The sequence below is a fragment of the Vibrio gazogenes genome (assembly GCF_002196515.1).
Taxonomy (GTDB): domain Bacteria; phylum Pseudomonadota; class Gammaproteobacteria; order Enterobacterales; family Vibrionaceae; genus Vibrio; species Vibrio gazogenes_A.
The window spans coordinates 355,524-377,781 of the sequence record NZ_CP018836.1; the positions used below are offsets into that span (position 1 = coordinate 355,524).

17 protein-coding genes and 1 tRNA gene are annotated in these 22,258 nt (G+C 41.4%); 16 read left to right on the plus strand and 2 right to left on the minus strand.

Annotated elements, in window-relative coordinates; translation table 11 throughout:
* Window positions 1–6: 6 nt before the first annotated feature.
* The 6 genes from BSQ33_RS17225 to BSQ33_RS17250 all read left to right on the plus strand — a co-directional run bounded on the left by BSQ33_RS17225 (window position 7) and on the right by BSQ33_RS17250 (window position 7,713).
* Window positions 7–792, plus strand: coding sequence for a DUF4198 domain-containing protein (locus BSQ33_RS17225; RefSeq protein ID WP_021019265.1), 786 nt, complete (start codon window positions 7–9; stop codon window positions 790–792).
* 618 nt (window positions 793–1,410) lie between these two features.
* Window positions 1,411–2,394 (plus strand): hydroxyacid dehydrogenase, encoded by a 984-nt coding sequence (locus tag BSQ33_RS17230; RefSeq protein ID WP_198298217.1) that lies wholly within the window; start codon window positions 1,411–1,413, stop codon window positions 2,392–2,394.
* Between the two features lie 12 nt (window positions 2,395–2,406).
* A complete protein-coding gene (locus tag BSQ33_RS17235) occupies window positions 2,407–3,105 on the plus strand; it encodes an RraA family protein (RefSeq protein WP_021019267.1) in 699 nt (232 codons plus the stop codon).
* A 70-nt stretch (window positions 3,106–3,175) separates the two neighbouring features.
* Complete coding sequence (locus tag BSQ33_RS17240) at window positions 3,176–4,570, plus strand: DASS family sodium-coupled anion symporter (RefSeq protein ID WP_021019268.1); 1,395 nt, start codon at window positions 3,176–3,178, stop codon at window positions 4,568–4,570.
* 10 nt (window positions 4,571–4,580) lie between these two features.
* The gene (locus tag BSQ33_RS17245; RefSeq protein WP_021019269.1) at window positions 4,581–5,738 is read left to right on the plus strand and encodes a metallo-dependent hydrolase; all 1,158 of its coding nucleotides are present in this window, start codon (window positions 4,581–4,583) and stop codon (window positions 5,736–5,738) included.
* Window positions 5,739–5,883: 145 nt separating this feature from the next.
* The gene (locus BSQ33_RS17250) at window positions 5,884–7,713 is read left to right on the plus strand and encodes a sigma 54-interacting transcriptional regulator (RefSeq protein WP_027694031.1); all 1,830 of its coding nucleotides are present in this window, start codon (window positions 5,884–5,886) and stop codon (window positions 7,711–7,713) included.
* 29 nt (window positions 7,714–7,742) lie between these two features.
* Here the strand turns inward: BSQ33_RS17250 and melR are convergent, their stop codons facing one another.
* Window positions 7,743–8,651, minus strand: a complete 909-nt coding sequence (gene melR, locus BSQ33_RS17255) for a transcriptional regulator MelR (RefSeq protein ID WP_021019271.1) — start codon at window positions 8,649–8,651, stop codon at window positions 7,743–7,745.
* Between the two features lie 433 nt (window positions 8,652–9,084).
* Here melR and BSQ33_RS17260 point away from each other — a divergent pair, with 433 nt between their 5' ends.
* From BSQ33_RS17260 to BSQ33_RS17285, 6 genes are all read left to right on the plus strand, one after another.
* Entirely contained in the window at window positions 9,085–11,223 is a 2,139-nt protein-coding gene (locus BSQ33_RS17260) for an alpha-galactosidase (protein ID WP_198298232.1), read from the plus strand.
* 620 nt (window positions 11,224–11,843) lie between these two features.
* The gene (locus BSQ33_RS17265) at window positions 11,844–12,989 is read left to right on the plus strand and encodes an acyl-CoA dehydrogenase family protein (protein ID WP_021019273.1); all 1,146 of its coding nucleotides are present in this window, start codon (window positions 11,844–11,846) and stop codon (window positions 12,987–12,989) included.
* A 30-nt stretch (window positions 12,990–13,019) separates the two neighbouring features.
* Window positions 13,020–13,769, plus strand: a complete 750-nt coding sequence (locus tag BSQ33_RS17270) for an electron transfer flavoprotein subunit beta/FixA family protein (protein ID WP_021019274.1) — start codon at window positions 13,020–13,022, stop codon at window positions 13,767–13,769.
* Window positions 13,769–14,701, plus strand: coding sequence for an electron transfer flavoprotein subunit alpha/FixB family protein (locus tag BSQ33_RS17275; RefSeq protein ID WP_088134775.1), 933 nt, complete (start codon window positions 13,769–13,771; stop codon window positions 14,699–14,701). The genes BSQ33_RS17270 and BSQ33_RS17275 overlap by 1 nt, the downstream gene beginning before the upstream one ends.
* A gap of 57 nt (window positions 14,702–14,758) precedes the next feature.
* The gene (locus BSQ33_RS17280) at window positions 14,759–16,402 is read left to right on the plus strand and encodes an electron transfer flavoprotein-ubiquinone oxidoreductase (RefSeq protein ID WP_088134776.1); all 1,644 of its coding nucleotides are present in this window, start codon (window positions 14,759–14,761) and stop codon (window positions 16,400–16,402) included.
* Window positions 16,403–16,567: 165 nt separating this feature from the next.
* Window positions 16,568–16,642 (plus strand) — tRNA-Gly (locus BSQ33_RS17285).
* A 74-nt stretch (window positions 16,643–16,716) separates the two neighbouring features.
* Here BSQ33_RS17285 and BSQ33_RS17290 read toward each other — a convergent pair.
* A complete protein-coding gene (locus tag BSQ33_RS17290) occupies window positions 16,717–17,949 on the minus strand; it encodes a GGDEF domain-containing protein (protein ID WP_088134777.1) in 1,233 nt (410 codons plus the stop codon).
* 307 nt (window positions 17,950–18,256) lie between these two features.
* On the opposite strand from BSQ33_RS17290, the gene BSQ33_RS17295 reads away from it, so the two are divergent.
* The 4 genes from BSQ33_RS17295 (at window position 18,257) to pntB (ending at window position 22,150) form a co-directional block, all read left to right on the plus strand.
* Window positions 18,257–18,643, plus strand: a complete 387-nt coding sequence (locus tag BSQ33_RS17295) for a late competence development ComFB family protein (RefSeq protein ID WP_021019278.1) — start codon at window positions 18,257–18,259, stop codon at window positions 18,641–18,643.
* On the plus strand, window positions 18,644–18,919 hold the full coding sequence (locus BSQ33_RS17300) for an HlyU family transcriptional regulator (protein ID WP_021019279.1): 276 nt from the start codon (window positions 18,644–18,646) through the stop codon (window positions 18,917–18,919).
* A 299-nt stretch (window positions 18,920–19,218) separates the two neighbouring features.
* Complete coding sequence (gene pntA / locus BSQ33_RS17305) at window positions 19,219–20,754, plus strand: Re/Si-specific NAD(P)(+) transhydrogenase subunit alpha (protein WP_021019280.1); 1,536 nt, start codon at window positions 19,219–19,221, stop codon at window positions 20,752–20,754.
* Between the two features lie 13 nt (window positions 20,755–20,767).
* The gene (gene pntB, locus BSQ33_RS17310) at window positions 20,768–22,150 is read left to right on the plus strand and encodes a Re/Si-specific NAD(P)(+) transhydrogenase subunit beta (RefSeq protein WP_088134778.1); all 1,383 of its coding nucleotides are present in this window, start codon (window positions 20,768–20,770) and stop codon (window positions 22,148–22,150) included.
* Window positions 22,151–22,258: the final 108 nt, after the last annotated feature.

Here is a 22,258-nt window from a genome sequence, read left to right on the forward strand (position 1 = left end):
TTTTCAATGAAAAAAACAACGCTGGCTTTAGGTCTAGCAGCTTTCGGTTTATCAGCAGCGAGTCAAGCTCACTTTCAACTTTTATATACCCCAGAATCGCAGCTTGAAGCGCCAACAACATTAGATATGAAGCTTGTATTTGGCCACCCAATGGAAAATGGCCATGTGATGAACATGGATCAACCAGAAGCGTTTTTTGTGACGTTTAAAGGTGATAGAACCGATCTTAAAGATAAACTCAAAAAAATTACCTGGAGTGGTCACGATAATAAAGCGGATGCGTTCCAAGTTGAATATAAAGTCCGTCGTAATGGTGATTACATCTTCACTCTCGTACCCGCACCATACTATGAAGCAGGTGAAGATATTTACATTCAGCAAGTGACTAAGCGCTATATTAATAAGGGGGCGATGCCGACTGGCTGGGAAGAGCCGTTAGGTCTTAAAACCGAGATCGTTCCAAAAAATAAACCTTACCAAATTTTCACAGGTAGTACTTTTACCGGTCAACTTCTTTCATCTGGTAAACCAGCGGCTGGTGTTGAGTGTGAGATTGAGTTCGTAAATACAGAAGTTGATACTACAGCAAATGGTTTTGGTAAAGGTACCTTCCGTGATGTGCCGGCTTCCGCCATGGTCGCAATCACAGATGACAACGGCATGTTTACATTTGGTATTCCAGCAGCAGGTCAATGGGGTTTTGCGTGCTTAGGTTCTGGTCCTGATACAGAGTTTAAAGGTAAAGCGCTTTCGCAAGACGCAGTTATTTGGATCGAAGCTAAAGATTTATAATCAACTTTCACTGTAATTTTACGTCGCTCTGCTTATAAATCTTTTATGGGTGGAGCGTTTTTGATGGGGCCTTCCGTTTTCACGGACGGTTTAGTAACGACGTAAACTTGCTGTCTTGACTTGCCAGTCTACGTACATTGAAAGGAAGCGTTGAAAGGACAGACACTATATCTTGCCAATATCCATCTTGTCATCAATTCTAAATCACTTCTCCTAAAATAATATTTTTCCACCGACCATATGAATATCTTAAATTGAACACTTTCAAGTGAAACAATATGTATATATTCAATATATTTGCCTTTCTATAATTATTATTATAGTTTAATTTTTAAAATAAATTTTAATTATTAAACTATTTAAACAATAAATAAAAACACTTGCAGTGTTATCTGTTTTTTTAAATGAATTTTTGTCTAAAAATAAAATTGTGAGCAATGTTGTTTTGTTATTTCATTATGAAATTCATGTATTTCACGATGAAATATTATTGATTGTTTTAGTCAAAAAAGTGTGACTGAAATCGTGAGTGCCTTTATTTTTTATCCTTTCAAATCATGTGGTTATGTAATTTGTTTATGTTTTTATACTTCTGGCATGCTAACTGCAAATATATAAATGGATATTAAATATTGGAGAAAAATAACAATGGGTTACAAAATTTTACTTCCTCAAGAAATAATGAAGGAAGGACGTGAATATCTCGAAAGCCGTGGTTATGAATTAATCGATGGTTCAGGAATGGAAGAAGAAGATATCATCCGAGATATCCCAGATTGTGATGGTATTATCGTTCGTCTGTCAAAAATGACAGATGCAGTCTTTGCGGCAGCGCCTAAATTAAAGGTTGTTGCGCGTCATGGTGCCGGATACGACACCGTTGATTTAGAATCCGCTAAAAAACACGGTGTAACTGTTCTGAATGCACCTATTGCCAACAGTATGTCGGTTGCTGAATTAGCCATTTTTTACATGCTGTACTGTTCTCGTAATTTCAAGATGGTTGAAAAACACATGCTTGATGATTACTACTTTGCCAAATTGAAGACAAGTAAAGTTGAGTTAGATGGCAAAACACTCGGTATTGTCGGCATCGGTAATATCGGCTCTCGAGTGGCTAAAAAAGCGCTTCATGGTTTTAACATGAGAGTTATTGCTTATGACCCTTATAAAACTCAAGAGCAAATCCCAGAAGGTGTTGAGCTTGTCAATGATTTCGACACTATTTTCAAAGAAAGTGACTTTGTTTCAATGCATTGCCCTGCAACAAAAGAAACGTTTGATTTCGTTGGACAAAGACAATTTGATTTGATGAAGAAAACCGCATATTTCATCAATACCGCACGTGGAAAAATTGTTGATGAAGCTGCTTTATACGACGCACTTGTTAGCCATTCTATCGCAGGCGCTGGTGTTGATGTGCTTAAAGAAGAGCCATTTGATCCTAACCACCCAGTATTTACTTTGGAAAATATTGTTGTTGCGCCACATATCGGTGCTGCGACAAAAGAAGCCACTGACCGCGCATCGTTACATTCCGCTATCGGGATTGATGAAGTTTTATCCGGTAACAAGCCAAGCTGGCCAGTCCCAGGTTTTTAAGGAGTAAATATTATGTCTATTGGTAATCGAGTTTATAAAGGGCGTCCAGCATTCAACTTAAGCTTATTGGCTGAATATGAACAATTACCTACAGCAAATATTGCGGATCAAATGAACCGAATTGCTGTATTAGGGAATGGAATCAAGCGGATTTCGTCGCCAGAAAAACCAATTATGGCGGGTTATGCCATTACAGTAAAAGTAAGAGCTGGCGACAATTTAATGCTACATGCTGCATTAGAGTTGGCTGGTCCAAATGATGTCATTGTCGTATCGAATGAAGGTGATCGTACTCGAGCAATTATGGGTGAGATTATGGTTACTTATGCGAAATATGATCGAAAAGTTGGAGGCATCGTACTGGATGGTCCAATTCGAGATATCGATGCATTGTCGCAAATGGATTTTCCACTATTTGCTACAGGCTCAAACCCTGCAGGTCCATTTAAAGAAGGCCCGGGCGAAGTGAATACGCCAATTGCTGTCGGTGGCGTTGCTATATGTCCTGGCGATTTAATTGTTGGTGATGCTGATGGCGTCATTGTTATTCCGAATCAAGATGCAGAATCCCTATTAGATAAAGCAAAAGAATATTCCAAATTTGATGCAAGTAAAGTTGAAGCTGCAAAAAATGGTAAGGCAAATAAAAGTTGGGTAATGAAATCCCTTGAAGCTAAGGGAACTGAATTTTTTGATCATCCATATAAATAATTTAATAACCAATAATTAATTACATAGGGCATAAATTTTGCCCTATGTGAAAAGTGAAATTAGGTGAAACATGAAAGTTATGAATTTATTACCAGTGGTACTAATCGCTGCTGTTTTTTGGGTGATACCTAGCCCAAGTAATCTTAACGTTGATACCTGGCACATGGTTGGTATCTATTTATCCATGCTATATGGTCTCGTATTTAGGCCTTATACCGATTCAGTAATGATGTTAATTATTGCTGGGTTTGCATCTTTATTTGTTGACTCTAAAGTTCTATTCGCTGGTTTCGGTCATCCACTGGTATGGTTTATTATCAGTGCATTTATAATTTGTCGCGCTTTCGTGATCACTGGGTTAGGAAAGCGGATTGCTTATATATTGCTAAGCAGATATGGTAATAATACGCTGACACTTGGGTATCTGATGATGTTTACAGATGCTTTACTTGCGCCTGCGACGGGTTCGAATATGTCACGTTCTGGTGGGATCACGTACCCTATCTTCCGTAATATTGCCGAAAGCTTAGACTCACATCCTCACAGCCACCCACGTAAGATCGGTGCTTACTTAACCATGTTAATGTACATCGTTTCTATGGGAACTTCTTCGTTATTCATGACTGGTATGGCAACCAACTCTATTATTGTCTCGCTGGCTAATGAAATCCTAGGTATTCAGTTAGAATGGTTACAGTGGCTAAAAGCTTCGATTGTTCCGGCTGGGCTCGTTCTATTAGGTGCGCCATACATTCTATATAAAATTTACGCACCAGAGCTTAAGCATATCGCTAATGTCAAACAAGTTGCACTCGATGGTCTGAAAGAACTGGGTGCTGTAACACGTGAAGAAAAACTTCTGATTATTTTCTTTTTGATCGGCGTACTTGGTTGGATGACAGGTTCGATTACCGGCATCAAGTATGTTTCGGTCGGACTTGCTTTTCTTGCATGTTTGTTAGTGTCTAAAGTATTGACTTGGAATGATGTGATTAGTGAAAAGTCCGCTTGGCAAACTTTTGTTTGGTACGGTGCTTTTTATGGTGTAGCGACAGCACTGTCGAAAGGTGGATTCTATATGTACTTGGTTGATGTTATCCAAGGATATATTGATTTGTCAGGGTATAGTCAGTTTACTTCATTGCTTGTTCTTGTTTTGTTCAGCTTGTCTGTACGTTACTTCTTCGTGTCGAATAGTGCATTTGTTGTGTCCTTTTATCCGGTTCTATTTACATTAGGTATGTCCACCAATGCAGAACCACTGTACATAGCATTATCATTAGCATTCTCTGCCGGTTATGGTGCACTGCTGACTCACTACGGAAACGGTGCTGGTGTGATTACTTTCTCGAGTGGCTATGTTCCGCAGAAAACTTTCTGGAAACTGGGCACTATATTTGTATTCATCAATTTAGTCGCTTACGTGTTTATTGGTATTCCATATTGGAACCTAATCGGTATGTAAGGATAGAATCATGAAAGTAGATATTCTGATTAAAAATGGTACAACGGTAGATCTTGCTAACCAGGATTTTGTAAAAAATGATATCGGCATTATTGGGGATCGGATTGTCGATATCGAAGGGGAAGCAGTGGATGCTGAAACGGTAATTGATGCAGAGAATTGCTTCGTATTACCGGGATTGATTGACTATCATCTACATGCTTTTCATGATGGCACGGCTATTAGTGTTAATGCTGATGTTATTTGCCTGCCGAATGGTGTCACGAGTGTTGTTGATGCGGGTAGTAGTGGTTGGGTGAATTTCCCTGCATTTAAAAAGCATGTTATCACTCAGTCTCTGGTTAAGATAAAAAGCTACCTAAATATGGTCAACGTAGGGTTATCGACATTAGGCGGTGGGCCTACCGGATATTTGGAAAATATCAACCCTGCTAATTTTAATCTTGATAAGATAAAAGCAACTGTACAGGCTAATGATAATATCCTTGGTTTGAAGTTGCGTTATAGCAAAGACCTCTGTAAAAACAAAGGTTTTTCAACGGATCCATTTGATGAGACGGTAAAGTTAGCTCGAGAACTGAATACTAATTTCTGTGTTCATGTGACTGATTCGACGAAGCCACTTTATGAGTTAGTGTCTGATTTTGATAAAGGTGATGTGCTTGCGCATTGTTTTCATGGCGTTGGTCATACAATTCTTGATGAAGACAATAAGGTCTATCCACAAATAAAAGCAGCTCAAGAGCGGGGCGTTGTTTTTGACTGTTCAAATGGTGTCGCACATTTTGATTTCAAAGTTGCACAGGCGGCTCTGGATGATGGGTTTTACCCAGATATTATTAGCACAGACTTAACATTAAAAAATTCGTTAAGAACAGATAAAGTATTCAGCTTACTGTTTGTGATGTCTAAATATATCAATATGGGTATGCCTTTATTTGATATAATAAAAGCTGTTACCACGACACCAGCGAATTTAATGGGAATGGATGGGCAGATTGGTGTCCTTTCTCCAGGAGCATTTGCTGATGTGGCTATTGTAAAAATGAAGAAGAAGAAAATTACTTTTTCAGATACGAGTGGCAATGAATTACAGGGAGATTGTTATTTGGATAATTTGGCAACTATCTGTAATGGTAATATTGTATATCGTAAAATTCATTTTTAGATAGCACCAAAGTTAATTAACAATATTGAATAATCCATCACTTGAAAGTATTTTATTTTTAAGTGATGGATTTTTTATATAATGTGAAGTTAATTCTGATATAATGGGTGCTTGCTTTTATTCTTGATATATGCGAGGTCGTAATATGAAATTCAATGATATTGCAATATTTTCAGTATCAAGGATAATTTCTGAACGGATATCAACATTATTGGTTGAAAAAGATATTGACATCCAAATTTACGAGCTCGAGCATTATGATGTCATCGATAAAGCACAGGAGCTAGTGAAGTCGGGAACAAAGGTAATTATTAGTAGAGGTGGTACTGCAGCTGTATTACGCCGATGTGTCAATATCCCAATTGTCGAGATCCCACATGATTTCTATGGCATATATAAAACAATAGAAGAGGCGAAACGTTTTGGTGACAAGATCGTTGCAATAGGCTTTCCTCAATATTGTAATATGCTTAAACATTATCAATCAATTACTCATGAATCTTTTAAAATATGCCAAGTTTATAATCATAAAGATATTGAAGATATTATGGCAAAAATTAAAAGTGATGGGCATCATGTTGTCATCGGCGGATTAACCGTTAATCAATTCGCTTCAAAATATGACATAAATGTCGTCATGGGAGATACGGATAATCTATCCATTGAAGTCGCATTAAATCAAGCTGTTAATCTTATTAGATACATTAATCAAGAAAAATTGAAATATAATATCTTAGATAATTCTATAAATTTGTCATCTGATTCCATTATCAGCTTTGATGGCAGCGGGATTATCATAAATGTTAACTACCAAGCTAGGGAGAATTTTGACTGTGATGTGGGGGATAATATATTTCGATTTAAAATATTTAAATCATTGTATGAATATATTATTAGTGAAAGTAATGTTAAGTCTCACATCGTTATATATAAGAATAAAAAGTTTGATGTTTCATTAAGCCATATTCATTCTAAAGAGAACTTTTTTTCCATTTTGAAGATCAGCATGGTCAAGAGTTCTGTTTCCATGAGCCTTCAAAATAGTAATTTTCCTACTCGTTATTCATTTCCCGATATTTTAGGATCATCAGAAAAAATCAAAGAATGTATCTTAAATGCAAAAAAATTCGCTAAAACCGATTTTCCTGTCTACATCGAGGGTGAAACAGGGACAGGTAAAGAATTATTTGCCCAAAGTATACATAAAGAGAGTTTAAGAAGTAACAAGCCTTTTATCGCATTAAATTGTTCCGCAATTCCAGAAACTTTATTAGAGAGTGAGCTTTTTGGTTATGAAGAAGGTGTCTTTACCGGTGCGAAGAAGGGGGGGAAAGTCGGAATTTTTGAGTTAGTTGATGGTGGCACTATTTTCTTGGATGAAGTGAGTGAGATTTCCCCTCTGGTTCAATTAAAATTGCTTCGAGTCCTTCAGGAAAGAGCTTTTTCCAGAGTTGGTGGTAATGCTCTTATTCCTACTGATTTTAGATTGATTACGGCCAGTAATAAACAGTTAAAAGAAATGGTTATCAATGATAAATTTAGACGAGATTTCTTTTATCGGCTGAATATATTAAAGCTTTCCGTTCCTAATCTTCATGATCGTGAAAACGATGTGATTTTGCTTGCTAACCAATTTGTCACACTAAATGGTAGAGAACTAACGTTTTCAGATGAAGCCGCTCAATTCATGTTAAATTATGAATGGCCAGGTAATATTCGTGAATTACAGTCACTCATCTATCGTTTGATTGTTTTATGTGAATCAGATGATGTCAGTCTTAATGATTTAATTGAATGTGGTGAATACCTCGATCACGATGGTTTTAATAATGGCTTATTAGAATCTAATGAATTGAAAATGATAAAGAAGGTCCTTTTAGAAACTCATGGTGATAAAGTTCAAGCCGCTAAAAAGCTAGGAATTAGTGTGACAACTTTATGGCGAAGAATGAAAAAATTCAAGATAACCTCATGAATTTTTTTCACATTATTTGTCAGAATCAATTATAGGACGGTTTGTTGCTGACTTTGCTCTCGAAATGCTTGTGGGGTCATGCCTGTATGATTTCTGAATGCGGCAAAAAATGAGCTTGGATGTTTAAAGCCACTATGGTTCGCAATATTTTTAATGGGGTGACGGGTATTGCTAAGTAACAATTTTGCATGATTGATGCGCATAATAATTAAGTATTGTTTGATCGAAACACTGAGCATATTTTTAAATAGACTCATGGCATATTTAGGGTGGAGTTTTACGTGAGATGCAATATCTTCAATCTTAATATCCCTGTTATGGTTATTGGCAATATAATCAACCATTAATTGAACATTTTTATAGCCAGTGTAATTCGTATGACGTAATGGGGGCTCATGTATAGAGTTGAACATTTCAGCATGATAGTCATAGGAACAGAGCCGACGAAGCATTAAGAAAATCTCTTCCTGAACAATTTGGTTACGAACCTGATGGCCTTCCCGGTACGCTCCGATCCAGCGTTGATTCTCTGCAAAACTGACGACTTCTGTGTGACAAGCAGAGATTGCGCCGCCATTCATGACCTGTTGAACAAACTCCTGAGGGAGAGGCCAACTTAAAAACATGTTGAGAGGAATGTTGATAATCCCCATGAGTGCATTATCACTGGTCTGTTTGACCCGATGGGGAGTGACAGCCCAAAACACCGCCATTTGACCACTCTCTATGGATACGTCGCTATGATTGAACGAATACGTCAAAGCCCCTTGATAAAGAATATTGACTTCAATTTGCTGGTGCCAGTGATACGCCTCCATATAAAAGGGCTGGCGTAGCTCGAAGCTTAGCTCCGCTTCACCGTCAAGTAATGGGCCGTGATGCTCAGGGGGAGCCTGAGTTTTATTATTATCCAGTGCGTGGATCAATGGTTCATCCATGTCTTCATCTCTATTTATTTATAGCAACATATTTGTCTATATGCGCATACCACTCTGCATGAATCGCTGACCATTGAGTACTTAAAAGTAAGGCTTGGTGATAAGAATAATGTGACACGACAAGTGGGGTTGTACCATAAGTTATATCATTAAGATATCTTATGATTTTCGGGTGATTAAAGTCCATCGTACAGTTTGATAATTTTGTTATGTTATCCGAAAAAGTAAGATTTCGTGATATGTACGCTGAACGCGATTTGCTGACGATGTCTGAGTCGATTAATTTGTTCACAACGGAATATGGGCGCTCGCCCGCTAGTGATTTTCATGTGATTTTGCGAGTGTTGCTCATGGCCTCAAAGAGAACCTGTCTTGTCTAATATGACAACACACTGCGCTGAACGCAGCGCACTGAACAAAAGAGTAACTGGTGATGAAAGAGCGAGAACTGATTGAATTAACCGGCAAGCAGACTCAGTTAATGATTGAGTTGGGCGAATTTGCGGAAATACTGTATTGGGGAAATCACGTCAGTGGTGAGATAGCACATTATCGCCCGACTTTACATCGTCCTATCCCTTATGGACGTTTGGATACAGATGTGTCGGTGACGTTGTCACCTGAACTGGGGCGCGGCGTGTTTAGCAGCCCAGGTCTTGAAGGGCACCGGAATGGTCAAGACTGGGCACCGGTTTTCATGCTGAAAAGTGTTGTGCAAACAGGATGTGCGTTGAAAGGACAGACACTACATCTTGAGAGTGAGGACCCGTTGGCTGGCCTTCGCCTCAGTACAGAAATTCATCTGGACGAATATGATGTGGTAAAAACGCGCCATCAGTTAACCAATATCAAGTCAGGTACCTATCAGGTTAACCGCTTTGCCAATACGTTGCCGTTACCGGCGAAAGCGAAAGAACTGATGACATTCTACGGACGCTGGGTGAAAGAGTTTCAGACCGAGCGCCAGCCATTGCTTCAAGGGGGATATCAGCAGGAAAATCGGCGTGGGCGAACTTCTCATGAACACTATCCGGCATTGATTGCAGGCTCACCGCATTTTGATGAATTGCATGGCGATGTCTGGGGATTTCACTTTGCATGGAGTGGTAATCATCGACTCCGGGTTGATGTCAAAGCCGATGGCCGACGTTATATGCAGGCTGAAGTGATCTATTTACCCGGTGAAGTGACGCTTGAGGAAGGCGAAAGTCTGACGACGCCATGGTTATATGCGAGCTACAGTGGGCGAGGGTTGAATGGGATGAGTCAACAGTTCCATGCGCATGTTCGTCATTCAATATGCTCGCCTGATTTTGTTGCAAAACCGCGGCCGGTTCATCTCAATACATGGGAAGGGATCTATTTCGATCATGAGCCTGAATATATTATGTCGATGGCGACTCAGGCCGCAAAATTAGGTGTTGAGCGGTTTATTATTGATGATGGTTGGTTCAATGCAAGAAATGATGATACGGCTGCATTGGGAGACTGGTTTTTAGATGAAAGTAAATATCCTGATGGTTTGGAACCGATCATTGAACATGTCAATCAATTGGGAATGGAATTTGGTCTTTGGTTTGAACCGGAAATGATCAATAAAAATTCTGAACTTTACCGAACTCATCCTGATTGGTTATTAGCGGTTGACGGTTACGAGCAACCAACGGGAAGAAATCAGTATGCGATTGATTTAAAGAATGACAATGCATTTGATTATTTATATGAAAGGCTATCTTATTTTCTGAGTCAATATAATATTGCTTATATTAAATGGGATATGAATCGTGAAATTGTTCAACCCGGACATCAAGGAAGCGCCTCTGGGGTTCGGCAAACAGAGCGATTTTATGCGTTAGTTGATCTGTTACGGTCGCAGTTCCCTCATGTGAGTATTGAATCTTGTGCTTCCGGTGGCGGGCGAATTGATTATGAAGTTCTCAAACGCACTGACCGTTTCTGGCCATCGGATAATAATGATGCTTTGGAGCGGCAGCGAATTCAGCGTGGGATGAGCTACTTTTTCCCGCCTGAAGTCATGGGTAGCCATATCGGTGCCGGGCATTGTCACAGTACACGTCGTCGTCACAGTATTGAGTTTCGTGGCCTGACTGCGCTGTTCGGTCATATGGGGATCGAGCTTGACCCAGTGAAAGAAGAAGCGACGGAGAAAGAAAACTTTGCACGTTATGTCGCACTCCATCAATCTTTACGGCCTTTACTTCACTCCGGAACCAACTGGCGAATTCCGACGGATGATGAAGCGCATCAGGCCCAAGCGGTGGTAGCCGCTGATCAGTCAGAAGCAGTCGTACTGATTGCACAGTTGGCTATGCCGACGCATGCCTTGAGTGGATATTTAAGAATTCCCGGTTTGGATGATCAGGCGATCTATCGAATCTCTGTTTTGGATAAACCATCATTTTACGAAAATATTGTTCATACGCAGCCGCAATGGACATTCTCGGGGGGTGAGGTTTCTGGTGCCTGGTGTCGCGAGGTAGGGATTGCATTGCCAGTTCTGGATCCTGAAACCGCGATATTAGTCAGGTTAGAACGGCTCACAGAGCAGTGAATTATCTTCTCATCAGTGTATGAATAACACCATTGTAAAAAATGAGTCGCCGATATGTTTTCAAGGGCGGTTCTTATTTTTAATCCCAATATATTTTGTGGTAAGTGTCATTGTTTCTTCATGAAAAGTTCACATAATCTATAAAAATTTAATTGTTGAGATGTGATTGTTCATTAATTGCCACTTGATGTAAATATAGAATAAATACACTAATTTAAAAACTAAGATTTATAAACTGCAATGTTTTTATTGATATTTATATATTAAAAATATAATTAAATCTGTGGGCTGTATTGAATATATGACAGGTATGACTAGCCATATCAAAAAATGTGTGTTTATGATGATTACCATATTAATAATTTAAATTCAGACACTTCCTGATATTTAATAATAAAGTGCAGGTTCTAAATCGACATATCGATGCACAGGCTAGGTTAGGTTTTTATAATTTAATGATTGATAAATATTACTATCAATCTCTGATAAAAATAAGAAATGATCTCATCAGCTAGAATTACATTTAGATTGTATAAATGTAATTTTATCGTGCTGCACTTATTTTAATGGATGTGTTGTCCCCACCATTTTGATAATTCATTCCTAATAAGGATGTAAGCATGAACTTTGAGTTAACACCGCAACAAACAGAGCTTTATGAGACCGCACTCCGTTTTGCATCGGATGTTTTAGAACCGGGTGCGGCTGAACGGATGGCTACACACACTTTTGACCGTCAGGTATGGGAGGAAGCTGCACAGTTCGGTTATGCCAGTCTCCCGATTTCTGAAGCGGATGGCGGTAGTGGTTTATCCACACTGGAAACTATGCTGATGGTCGAAGCGTTGGGCAAAGGCTGTAGTGATTTGGGGCTGGCGTTCTCGCTTTCTGCCCACTTGTTCGCCTGTGTTGTTCCTTTCAGTGGTTTTGCCAGCGAATCCCTCAAACAAACCTATTTGCCGAGACTGATTGACGGCTCTTGCATTATGGCTAATGCAGCGACGGAACCAGAAGCCGGTTCTGATATTTACGGAATGAAATCTACCGCAGAACGTGTTTCGGACGGTTATTGCTTAAATGGCAAGAAATGTTTTATTTCTAATGCCCCAGTCGCGGATTACTTCCTTGTATACGCAAAAACAAATCCGGGAATGGGATTCTTAGGTGTGAGTGCGTTTCTGGTACCGAAAGAAACTGAAGGACTGACAGTCGGGAGTCACCATGGCAAAGATGGCTTAGGAACCTGCCTGTGGTCAGAGGTTTATTTACAAAATGTTTTTGTCCCTGAATCTCATCGTGTTGGTGCGGAAGGTGCTGGCGGGGCGATGTTTTATGATTCGATGATTTGGGAAAAAGGGTGTTTGTTCGCGTATTACGTCGGAGCGATGGCGCGAATGCTCGACAGGGTCATTCTTCATGCGCAGGAACGGAAGCAGTTTGGTCGGGCGATCGCTCAGAATCAATCCGTATCCAATCGGATCGTTGATATGAAAATTAACCTGGATACATCGCGTTTACTTCTGTACCGCGCGGGTTGGCTTTACGACCAAGGAAAAGATAGTGAATTGGAAATCGCGATGAGTAAGTTGGTTATCTCTGAATCGGCTGTGCAGTGTGGTTTGGATGCCATTCAGACGTTCGGGGGGTCCGCTATCGAAAAAGAAATGGGAGTCATGCAGTTATTACTGGATGCGGTTCCCTCAAGAATTTTCTCCGGATCGAATGATATTCAGAGAGGCATCATTGCAAGAAAATTAGGACTCTGAGTCAGTCAGTTCACCAATAAGGCTAGGTATATGAAAGCATTAGTAGCAATCAAACGAGTCGCGGATCCGTCATTGGCGGTTCGTGTTCAGAGTGATCAACGTGACGTTGATTTGTCAGATGCCAAAATGGTATTGAATCCCTACTGTGAGATTGCATTAGAAGAAGCTATCCAGCACAAAGAAGCAGGGGAAATATCCGAAATCGTTGCCGTTTCTGTCGGCACGCTGTCATGTCAGGAACAACTGAGAACAGCACTCGCTCTGGGCGCTGATCGTGCGATCCATATTGAGTCAGAAGATCATTTAGATCCGTTGGTTATTGCAAAATTATTAGTCAAAGTGGTCGAGAGAGAACAACCACAAGTCATATTTACCGGTAAACAGTCGGTGGACAGTGACAATAATCAAACCGGCCAAATGTTGGCGGGGTTACTCGGTATTGCGCAGGGGACGTTTGCTTCAAAGATTGAGTTTGAATCCGATGCGGCTCTTGTCACGCGGGAAGTCGATCATGGTCAACAGGTTATTCGGATCTCACTGCCGGCGGTTCTTACGGCTGATTTGCCCTTAAATAAACCTCGCCACGCCTCTCTCCCGAATGTGATGAAAGCCCGCAGAAAACCCATCGAATCGATTGCGGCGGAGTGCTTCAATGTTGCAATGCATCGGCGGACGCATCTTATCAAGGTTGAATCGTTAAATGGCCATCGGGCAGGTATTCGAGTCGAAAATGTGGATGAGCTGGTGAGTAAATTAAAGCATGAAGCGAGGGTAATCTGATGACTATTTTGATGATTGCGGAGCATGACCATCTCAAATTAGGTGAGGCGACATTCCATGCGATTGGGGCTGCTAAACAGCTCGGTGAGGATATTCATTTACTTGTTGTTGGTCATCACTGTGAGCCAGTTGTTGAACAGGCAACCCTGTTGGGAAATATTTCAACGGTTCTTGTTGCTGATTCTGATATCTATGTTGGTGCACCAGCTGAAAACATTGCCAATCTTATTGCTGATATCGGAAGAGATTATACCCATATCGTCGCTGCTGCGACGTCGTTTTCGAAAAACTTTTTACCCAGAGCCGCTGCATTGTTGGATGTTTCCTTCATTTCGGAAGTTATTGATATCGAGAGTGATGATACCTTCCGTAAACCAGTTTATTCGGGGAGTGCCATCGCCACGATCCAATCGATTGATCCGATTAAGATATTCACCATCAGAACAACCGCTTTCCCTGCAAGCGCTGATATGGGCGGAGCCGCGACGGTGGTTCAAGTGCCGGGCAGTGAAGATCTCAAGCTTTCACAGGTGATTCGTCATCAGAAGGTTGAATCTTTTCGTCCGGAATTGTCGTCAGCACGTATTGTGATTGGTGGCGGCCGTGGATTGGGAAATGAACATAACTTTGCTTTGTTAGAGACGCTGGGTGACAGGCTTGGGGCTGCAATCGGTGGAACCCGTGCGGCAGTTGATGCCGGATTTACAGCCAATGATCTTCAAATCGGACAGACAGGGAAAGTGATCGCTCCGGATTTATATATTGCTGTCGGCATCTCTGGGGCGATTCAACATATATCCGGTGTCAAAGATGCCAAAACAATTGTGGCAATCAACAATGACGCTGATGCACCTATATTTCAGTCCTCAGATTATGTGCTTGTGGCGGATTGCATGGAAGTATTGCCTGAACTGATGGAGAAAATGGTGTGAGAACACTCAAGCCAACCACAATGAGTCATCCTGTGAGAAAGAAGTAAGGGAAACCCCATGAGAGAAGTGCTGGAATTTGATGTTGTGATTGTTGGTGGCGGGCCCGCTGGTTTATCTGCCGCCTGCCGCCTGATGCAACTGGCACAGGCGGAGAATCAGGAACTGAACGTTTGTCTGATTGAAAAAGGTGCAGAAATCGGGGCTCATGCGTTATCGGGAGCGATAATGGAAAGTCGTGCCTTGGATGAGCTTTTCCCTGATTGGCAACAACAAGATGTGCCGGTTATTACTCAAGTTGAGCAGGAAGCGCTGTTCTATCTTCGGGATGAAAATAAGGCTTGGCGAATTCCCAACCTTTTTGTCCCTCAGAGTATGCATCATCAAGGGAGCTATCTGATTCGGCAAGGGAAATTCTGCCAGTGGTTAGCCAAACAAGCGGAACAGCTGGGTGTAGAAATTTTTACTGGGTTTACCGCATCAGAATTACTGATCAATGAACAGAATGAAGTCTGTGGCGTCATCACTGGTGATATGGGTTTAGATGCTCAGGGAGTGCCAAAATCCGACCATATGCCGGGGATCGAGTTACGGGGGCAATATACGTTATTTGCTGAAGGCAGTCGGGGACATCTGGGCAAACAACTGCTTGAGCATTATGCATTGGATCGGAATGCCGATACACAGCATTTTAGCTTAGGACTAAAAGAAGTTTGGCAGATTGAGCCCGAACATCATCAATTAGGGCAGGTCATCCATCACTTTGGCTGGCCTTTGGGGAGTCATGCGACTGGCGGGGGATTCCTCTATTTTATGGATGATTGTCAGGTTGCTATCGGTCTGGTGGTTGATCTGAATTATAAGAACGCTTATTTGAGCCCGTTTGATGAATTTCAGCGAATGAAGCATCATCCTGCAATTGCTCGGTATCTCCGTGGCGGACAGCGATTGTCTTATGGAGCCAGAACCCTAACCAAAGGGGGATTCCATGCGCAGCCGAAAATGACATTTCCCGGTGGTCTATTAATTGGTTGTGAAGCGGGTGTTTTGAACGGTGCGAAACTGAAAGGGATTCATACTGCTATGAAATCTGGGATGCTGGCAGCTGATGCGGTTTATCCCGCACTTTTGCAGGAGAAGAAAGGTGCCGATTTGACGTCGTTTACCAAGAGCCTGCAAAATTCCTGGTTATATGAAGAGCTGTATATGGCAAGAAATAGTACAGCGGCAATGCATCAGTTTGGCCCTTTGGGTGGCGGGTTATTTAATTTTGTCGATCAGAATATATTCCGTGGGCGTCTGCCATGGCATATTCGGGATAATCAAGCGGACCACGCTCAATTACAACCGATCAATCAATGTCAGCCGATTGACTATACCAAACCTGATCAACAGTTGAGTTTTGACCGTGCCTCTTCCGTCTATATTGCCAAAGTCTCTCATGAGCATAATCAGCCATGTCACCTTCGACTGCGTGACCCTCACATTCCGTTAGCAGACAATTTGGTCGTTTATGGCGAGCCAGCACAAAGGTATTGTCCTGCCGGTGTTTACAACGTCGTGGAAGAAAATGGTGAGAAACGCTTTGCCATTGATGCACAGAATTGCCTCCATTGTAAGGCATGTGACATCAAAGACCCGGCCCAGAATATCACTTGGACACCTCCGGAAGGTGGAGGTGGGCCACTGTATACGAATATGTAATGTATTGATTATTGGCGTAGGATATATGTTGGATCACGAATGGTTGGTTGTATGATAACCAATTGAAATTAATTTGATTATGAAGTGTGCAATCAAACCATTTTTTTATAAATAGCACTTTCCTTTTTCGTCGATTGTGGCATATTAACACCGTCATCTCGATGCGCGGGCATCGTATAATGGCTATTACCTCAGCCTTCCAAGCTGATGATGCGGGTTCGATTCCCGCTGCCCGCTCCAATTCTTATCCAAAATCATTTCTGTTTACCAGATACTATTTATATCCACAGTCTGAAGTTTTAACTTCAATTTATTTACACCGTCACCCGATTCCGACCAGACTTTTTCGCTTTATAGAGAGCCTGATCTGCGGATTTGATGACTTCTTGGGGATCTCGGCTTGACCGACTATCGCAGACACCGATGCTTACCGTAATGTTCACAACACCGTTCGATTGATCTTTTTGCCGCTTCATACGTCCCACTTTATCATTTTTAGGACGCTTATCCGTATTTCGCAGGTACATATCATAGTCTTGGATGTCTTGACGTAAAGATTCAAGATAATCAAAGGCTTCTTCTGCGCTTTTTCCTTTAAAGATAATCGTAAATTCCTCACCGCCATAGCGATAAGCTTTTGCTTTACCTTTGACTTGACGTAATTTGCTGGCCACCAGCTTTAAAACTTCATCTCCCGTATCATGGCCGTAGTTATCGTTGAACTTCTTGAAATGATCAACATCAATCATAGCGATGGTGAAGTGTCGTCCCAGAGACTTCATCGTGTGGTCGAGTGCTGCGCGACCGGGAAGGTGGGTAAGTCGATCATTAAACGCCAGCTCATGTCCGGCAGCAATCACATAGAGCACCAGAAAAATACCAGAGATAGAGAATAGTATGCTGGAGATATGTGGAAGATGAAAAGAAATAAAGACATCTGAAATCAGTAGAACAGATGTGTAAACAATGGCATCAAGTTTACGATTCTTCCTCAATAGCAACAGCATGGTGAGGCCAATTAAAACAATCAGGTAAAGGAATAGAATAAATGGTAATCGTGATACTTGAGGCACCGATAACAATAACTGGGTAAAAAGCTCCGGAAAATCACCTTGGTTAAAATAATCCAGAATCAATAATGACCAAGCGAAGAACAGGCCTTGGATAAGCAGATAGTACAAAAATGCTTTGGTGAAAAGATCAGTGTCATGGAACGCATAACAGATGACACAACTGATAGGGAAGAGCAAAGCAAGTAAAGATAACTCTAAGAGTGTTGAGCCACTGATTAGGGGTGTTTGCAAACAAAGTTGAATGACAACATAGGCCAGTATCTGAGCAACAGCTAACATCCCCATACGACTTTGTTTGAATATTTGCGCAACGGCTAATGCCGTGAAAAGTAAAACATAAGGCAAGTTAAGCAGTACATTAGAATTTGACAGTTGCGTGAATATCCCATGGCCCATCCCGATATGGATAGCCACAATGAATAGAATAGGAAGTAGGCAGCGGAACCAGGAAGAACTGACCGACATTGAAAACATAGATGGTTGATTCGTCAAATAATTGACTGAACTTTACGTGATTTTTAGCAAAAGATACACCATTTTGTCGTTTTTTATGCCATTTCCTTGAGTTTTGGGTGAGACATGCGTGACTGAATCGATGAATGATACAAAGGGATGAGCACTGTCGGATGCGAAAGAAGACAGAATATTTGCATCGTTTGTCTTACATGATGGTTAACGGTATGTATAAAAATATGTCAGGTTGATTATCTGATACTATGTTTATGATATACATCGTGATGATTATATCCATTTTAGTGCTGATAGTTACTGGAGAATAAATATGCATATCAGTGTTGATGTCCATAATTATATGGAAACTTTAGTTGGTCAAATTTTGAGTTCAGATGATTTTAAAGCTCGCTATAATCATGAACAGTTGGCTGATCTGGCTTGTTTAGCGTTGAGTCAACTGCGTCCTGTATACATTCGGCATGATATTGATTTTTTATCCACGCTTCCGGAAACTCGTTTAGTGAAGTTAAAACAGTTTGCACAAGATGCTGTTGAAGCCGGAGAGACGATGATCAAGAATGACCGTCGTCAGAATCCTGAGTATCGGGAGGTTCCCGTTGTTGTTGCAACGGCTCGTTATGATGATGATCTTGAATTGGAATGGTATGAGAGCCCGATTATTAGTCATCAAACAGAATATCAGAAGGAGAAGTAAGTGGGATTTTTATCTCGATTGTTTGGTCAACGTCAGCAAGAATCAACGCCTGTTGAGCCTTTTTATTACAAAGATTTTGCTATTTTTCCTGAAGCGATTGCCGAAAATGGCCAGTACCGGGTTGCCGGGCGGATTACCCGGGAAATCAATGGTGAAATGAAAGAGCATCACTTCATTAGATCGGATGTTTTGTCCAGTCGCGACAGTGCTGATGAACTTATGATCAATAAGGCAAAAATGTTTATTGATCAGATGGGAGAAAAGATCTTCAGTTGAGTATTGCTCAAATTGATTAAAATCATGATGAAAGAAACCATAAGCCGATAAGCTTATGGTTTCTTTTTTTGTGATGATTAATTTTTACCATGATATTCAATTCACTAGACATTCTCGTTAGTATGGTGATGGTTCATGGTAGATGTTGGACCGATGCTGTAGAAACAAGACGTGATCAGTAACATGTGATAAATAGTATGTTACAAAGAAGTGCAAGTGGTTGTACTTGATTGTCCACTGCTTGAGTAAGTAAGCCGTTAGATTAAACATATTTCTGTGCCAATTATAAGGAAATAACTATGAAAATTGGTGTGCCTAAAGAACGACTTGCGGGTGAAACGCGAGTTGCAGCTTCACCGACTTCGGTAGGGCAGCTGCTAAAGTTAGGTTTTGATATTCTTATTGAAACCGATGCCGGAGAAAAAGCGAGTTTTGACAACCAGAGTTTCGAAGCTGCTGGTGCTCAGATTGTATCCCATGAAGACGTATGGCGTGCAGATGTTATTTTAAAAGTTAATGCGCCGACAACTGAAGAAATCGAGCTGATCAAAGAAGGAGCAACGTTGATTAGCTTCATTTGGCCAGCACAAAATCCAGAGTTACTTGAAACCTTATCCGGTAAAAAAATCAATGTGCTTGCTATGGATTCCGTGCCACGAATTTCTCGGGCACAGGCGCTTGATGCTTTATCATCGATGGCGAATATTGCTGGATACCGGGCTGTCGTTGAAGCGGCACATGAATTTGGCCGATTTTTTACGGGACAAATCACAGCTGCTGGCAAGGTGCCACCTGCGAAGGTTTTTGTCGCTGGTGCGGGTGTGGCAGGATTAGCCGCGATTGGTGCTGCTGGTAGTTTGGGAGCAATTGTCCGAGCATTTGATGTCCGTCCTGAAGTTAAAGAGCAAGTCCAGTCAATGGGCGCGGAGTTCCTTTCCGTTGATTTTCAGGAAAATTCCGGTGCCGGAGACGGCTACGCCAAAGAGATGTCTGATGATTTTAATCGTAAAGCAGCTGAACTTTACGCAGAGCAAGCAAAAGATGTCGATATCATTATTACCACTGCATTGATTCCAGGAAAGCCTGCACCCAAGCTGATTACCAAAGCAATGGTTGATAGCATGAAAGCGGGTAGTGTTATTGTCGATCTTGCGGCTGCAAATGGCGGTAACTGTGAATATACAGTGGCTGACCAAGTGGTGACGACTGAGAATGGTGTCAAGATCATCGGATATACCGACATGGTTGGACGTCTACCGACACAATCTTCTCAACTGTATGCCACCAACTTAGTTAACCTGTTGAAATTACTGTGTAAAGAAAAAGATGGTGAAGTTTACATTGATTTTGAGGATGTTGTTCAACGTGGTGTAACCGTCGTTAAGGAAGGTGAAGTGACTTGGCCTGCACCTCCGATTCAAGTTTCAGCACAACCACAGGCTAAACCTGAGCCAGTGAAACCGGCGCCTAAAACAGAAGAGAAAGCAGTGTCCCCGATGAAGAAGGCGTTAGGCCTCGTGGTCGGTGTTGGTGTATTTGCTTGGATTGCTTCTGTTGCACCTGCTGCCTTCCTCAGTCATTTTACTGTGTTTGTTCTTGCTTGTGTGGTTGGTTACTACGTTGTTTGGAACGTGACTCATGCACTCCATACACCTTTGATGTCTGTGACTAATGCTATTTCAGGGATTATTGTTATCGGCTGTCTATTGCAAATTGGTCAGGGAAATGGATTTGTTACGTTTTTATCGTTTATTGCCGTATTGATCGCAAGTATCAATATCTTCGGTGGTTTTACCGTCACCAAGCGTATGCTTGAAATGTTCCGTAAAAAATAACAAGGAGTAGCGAATGTCTGCAGGATTAGTACAAGCGGCGTACATCGTTGCTGCTTTATTTTTTGTGATGAGCTTGGCTGGCTTGTCGAAACAGGAATCAGCGAGGGCTGGTAACTATTATGGTATCACCGGGATGGCAATCGCCTTAGTGGCGACTATTTTTGCTCCCGATACGTCAGGGATTGTCTGGATTATCATTGCAATGGCGATTGGTGGAACGATCGGTATCCATTTTGCGAAGAAAGTCGAAATGACACAAATGCCCCAGTTGGTTGCGATCCTTCATAGTTTCGTTGGTATGGCCGCAGTGTTGGTTGGATATAATAGCTTTATTGAATCCCCGGAAACCGCGACACATGCTGAACATGTTATTCATTTAGTTGAAGTTTTTGTGGGTGTGTTTATTGGCGCGGTTACATTTACCGGTTCGATCGTTGCGTTTGGCAAACTGCATGGTGTGTTTAAATCTTCACCGTTGAATATTCCTCATAAACATAAATGGAATCTTGCAGCAGTGGTCGTTTCCGCACTGTTGTTGATCTACTTTGTGAATGTTGACGGTAGCTATTTCGCACTGATTGTCATGACTTTGATTGCTTTTGTTTTTGGTTATCATTTGGTTGCATCGATCGGTGGTGCCGATATGCCTGTTGTCGTTTCAATGCTGAACTCATACTCAGGGTGGGCCGCTGCGGCTGCGGGATTCATGCTGGCGAATGATCTATTGATTGTGACTGGTGCACTTGTTGGTTCTTCGGGGGCGATTCTGTCTTATATCATGTGTAAAGCGATGAACCGTTCCTTTATCAGCGTGATTGCCGGCGGATTCGGTCAGGAAGTTGTTATGAGTGATAATGGAGAAGAGCAAGGGGAACATCGCGAGATCATGGCTGAAGATGTTGCAGATATGCTTAAAAACTCAACGTCTGTGGTAATTACCCCAGGCTATGGTATGGCTGTAGCGCAGGCTCAGTACCCAGTGTCTGAAATTACCGAGAAACTGAGAGCCAAAGGTATCGAAGTTCGTTTTGGTATCCACCCAGTCGCAGGGCGTTTGCCCGGACATATGAATGTGTTGTTGGCTGAAGCAAAAGTGCCATATGAAATCGTACTGGAAATGGATGAGATCAATGATGATTTAGGTGAAACAGATACGGTACTGGTTATTGGTGCGAATGATACGGTCAACCCTGCAGCGCTGGAGGACCCGAATAGTCCAATTGCTGGGATGCCGGTTTTGGAAGTTTGGAATGCCAAAAATGTGATTGTCTTTAAGCGTTCAATGAATACCGGATACGCAGGTGTCCAGAATCCGCTCTTCTTTAAAGAGAATACCCAGATGTTATTTGGGGATGCAAAAGCATCATGTTTGCAGATTCTGGAACATTTGGATTAATCGCTACTTAAAAAACAGTAGAAAACTTTGTAATATAAGCCAGCAATAATGCTGGCTTTATTTATTTAGGGGACACATTATTGACACCAACATAACACGTAGGTAACT

What these genes read in the sequence shown, in the direction of transcription:
- pntB (WP_088134778.1), top strand. Translation starts at nt 20,768, where the DNA reads ATGTCTGCAGGATTAGTACAAGCGGCGTACATCGTTGCTGCTTTATTT.
- BSQ33_RS17265 (WP_021019273.1), top strand. Translation starts at nt 11,844, where the DNA reads ATGAACTTTGAGTTAACACCGCAACAAACAGAGCTTTATGAGACCGCA.
- BSQ33_RS17295 (WP_021019278.1), top strand. Translation starts at nt 18,257, where the DNA reads ATGCATATCAGTGTTGATGTCCATAATTATATGGAAACTTTAGTTGGT.
- BSQ33_RS17250 (WP_027694031.1), top strand. Translation starts at nt 5,884, where the DNA reads ATGAAATTCAATGATATTGCAATATTTTCAGTATCAAGGATAATTTCT.
- BSQ33_RS17245 (WP_021019269.1), top strand. Translation starts at nt 4,581, where the DNA reads ATGAAAGTAGATATTCTGATTAAAAATGGTACAACGGTAGATCTTGCT.
- BSQ33_RS17235 (WP_021019267.1), top strand. Translation starts at nt 2,407, where the DNA reads ATGTCTATTGGTAATCGAGTTTATAAAGGGCGTCCAGCATTCAACTTA.
- BSQ33_RS17290 (WP_088134777.1), bottom strand. Translation starts at nt 17,949, where the DNA reads ATGTTTTCAATGTCGGTCAGTTCTTCCTGGTTCCGCTGCCTACTTCCT.
- pntA (WP_021019280.1), top strand. Translation starts at nt 19,219, where the DNA reads ATGAAAATTGGTGTGCCTAAAGAACGACTTGCGGGTGAAACGCGAGTT.
- BSQ33_RS17230 (WP_198298217.1), top strand. Translation starts at nt 1,411, where the DNA reads ATGGATATTAAATATTGGAGAAAAATAACAATGGGTTACAAAATTTTA.
- BSQ33_RS17225 (WP_021019265.1), top strand. Translation starts at nt 7, where the DNA reads ATGAAAAAAACAACGCTGGCTTTAGGTCTAGCAGCTTTCGGTTTATCA.
- BSQ33_RS17275 (WP_088134775.1), top strand. Translation starts at nt 13,769, where the DNA reads ATGACTATTTTGATGATTGCGGAGCATGACCATCTCAAATTAGGTGAG.
- BSQ33_RS17280 (WP_088134776.1), top strand. Translation starts at nt 14,759, where the DNA reads ATGAGAGAAGTGCTGGAATTTGATGTTGTGATTGTTGGTGGCGGGCCC.
- BSQ33_RS17240 (WP_021019268.1), top strand. Translation starts at nt 3,176, where the DNA reads ATGAAAGTTATGAATTTATTACCAGTGGTACTAATCGCTGCTGTTTTT.
- BSQ33_RS17260 (WP_198298232.1), top strand. Translation starts at nt 9,085, where the DNA reads ATGAAAGAGCGAGAACTGATTGAATTAACCGGCAAGCAGACTCAGTTA.
- melR (WP_021019271.1), bottom strand. Translation starts at nt 8,651, where the DNA reads ATGGATGAACCATTGATCCACGCACTGGATAATAATAAAACTCAGGCT.
- BSQ33_RS17270 (WP_021019274.1), top strand. Translation starts at nt 13,020, where the DNA reads ATGAAAGCATTAGTAGCAATCAAACGAGTCGCGGATCCGTCATTGGCG.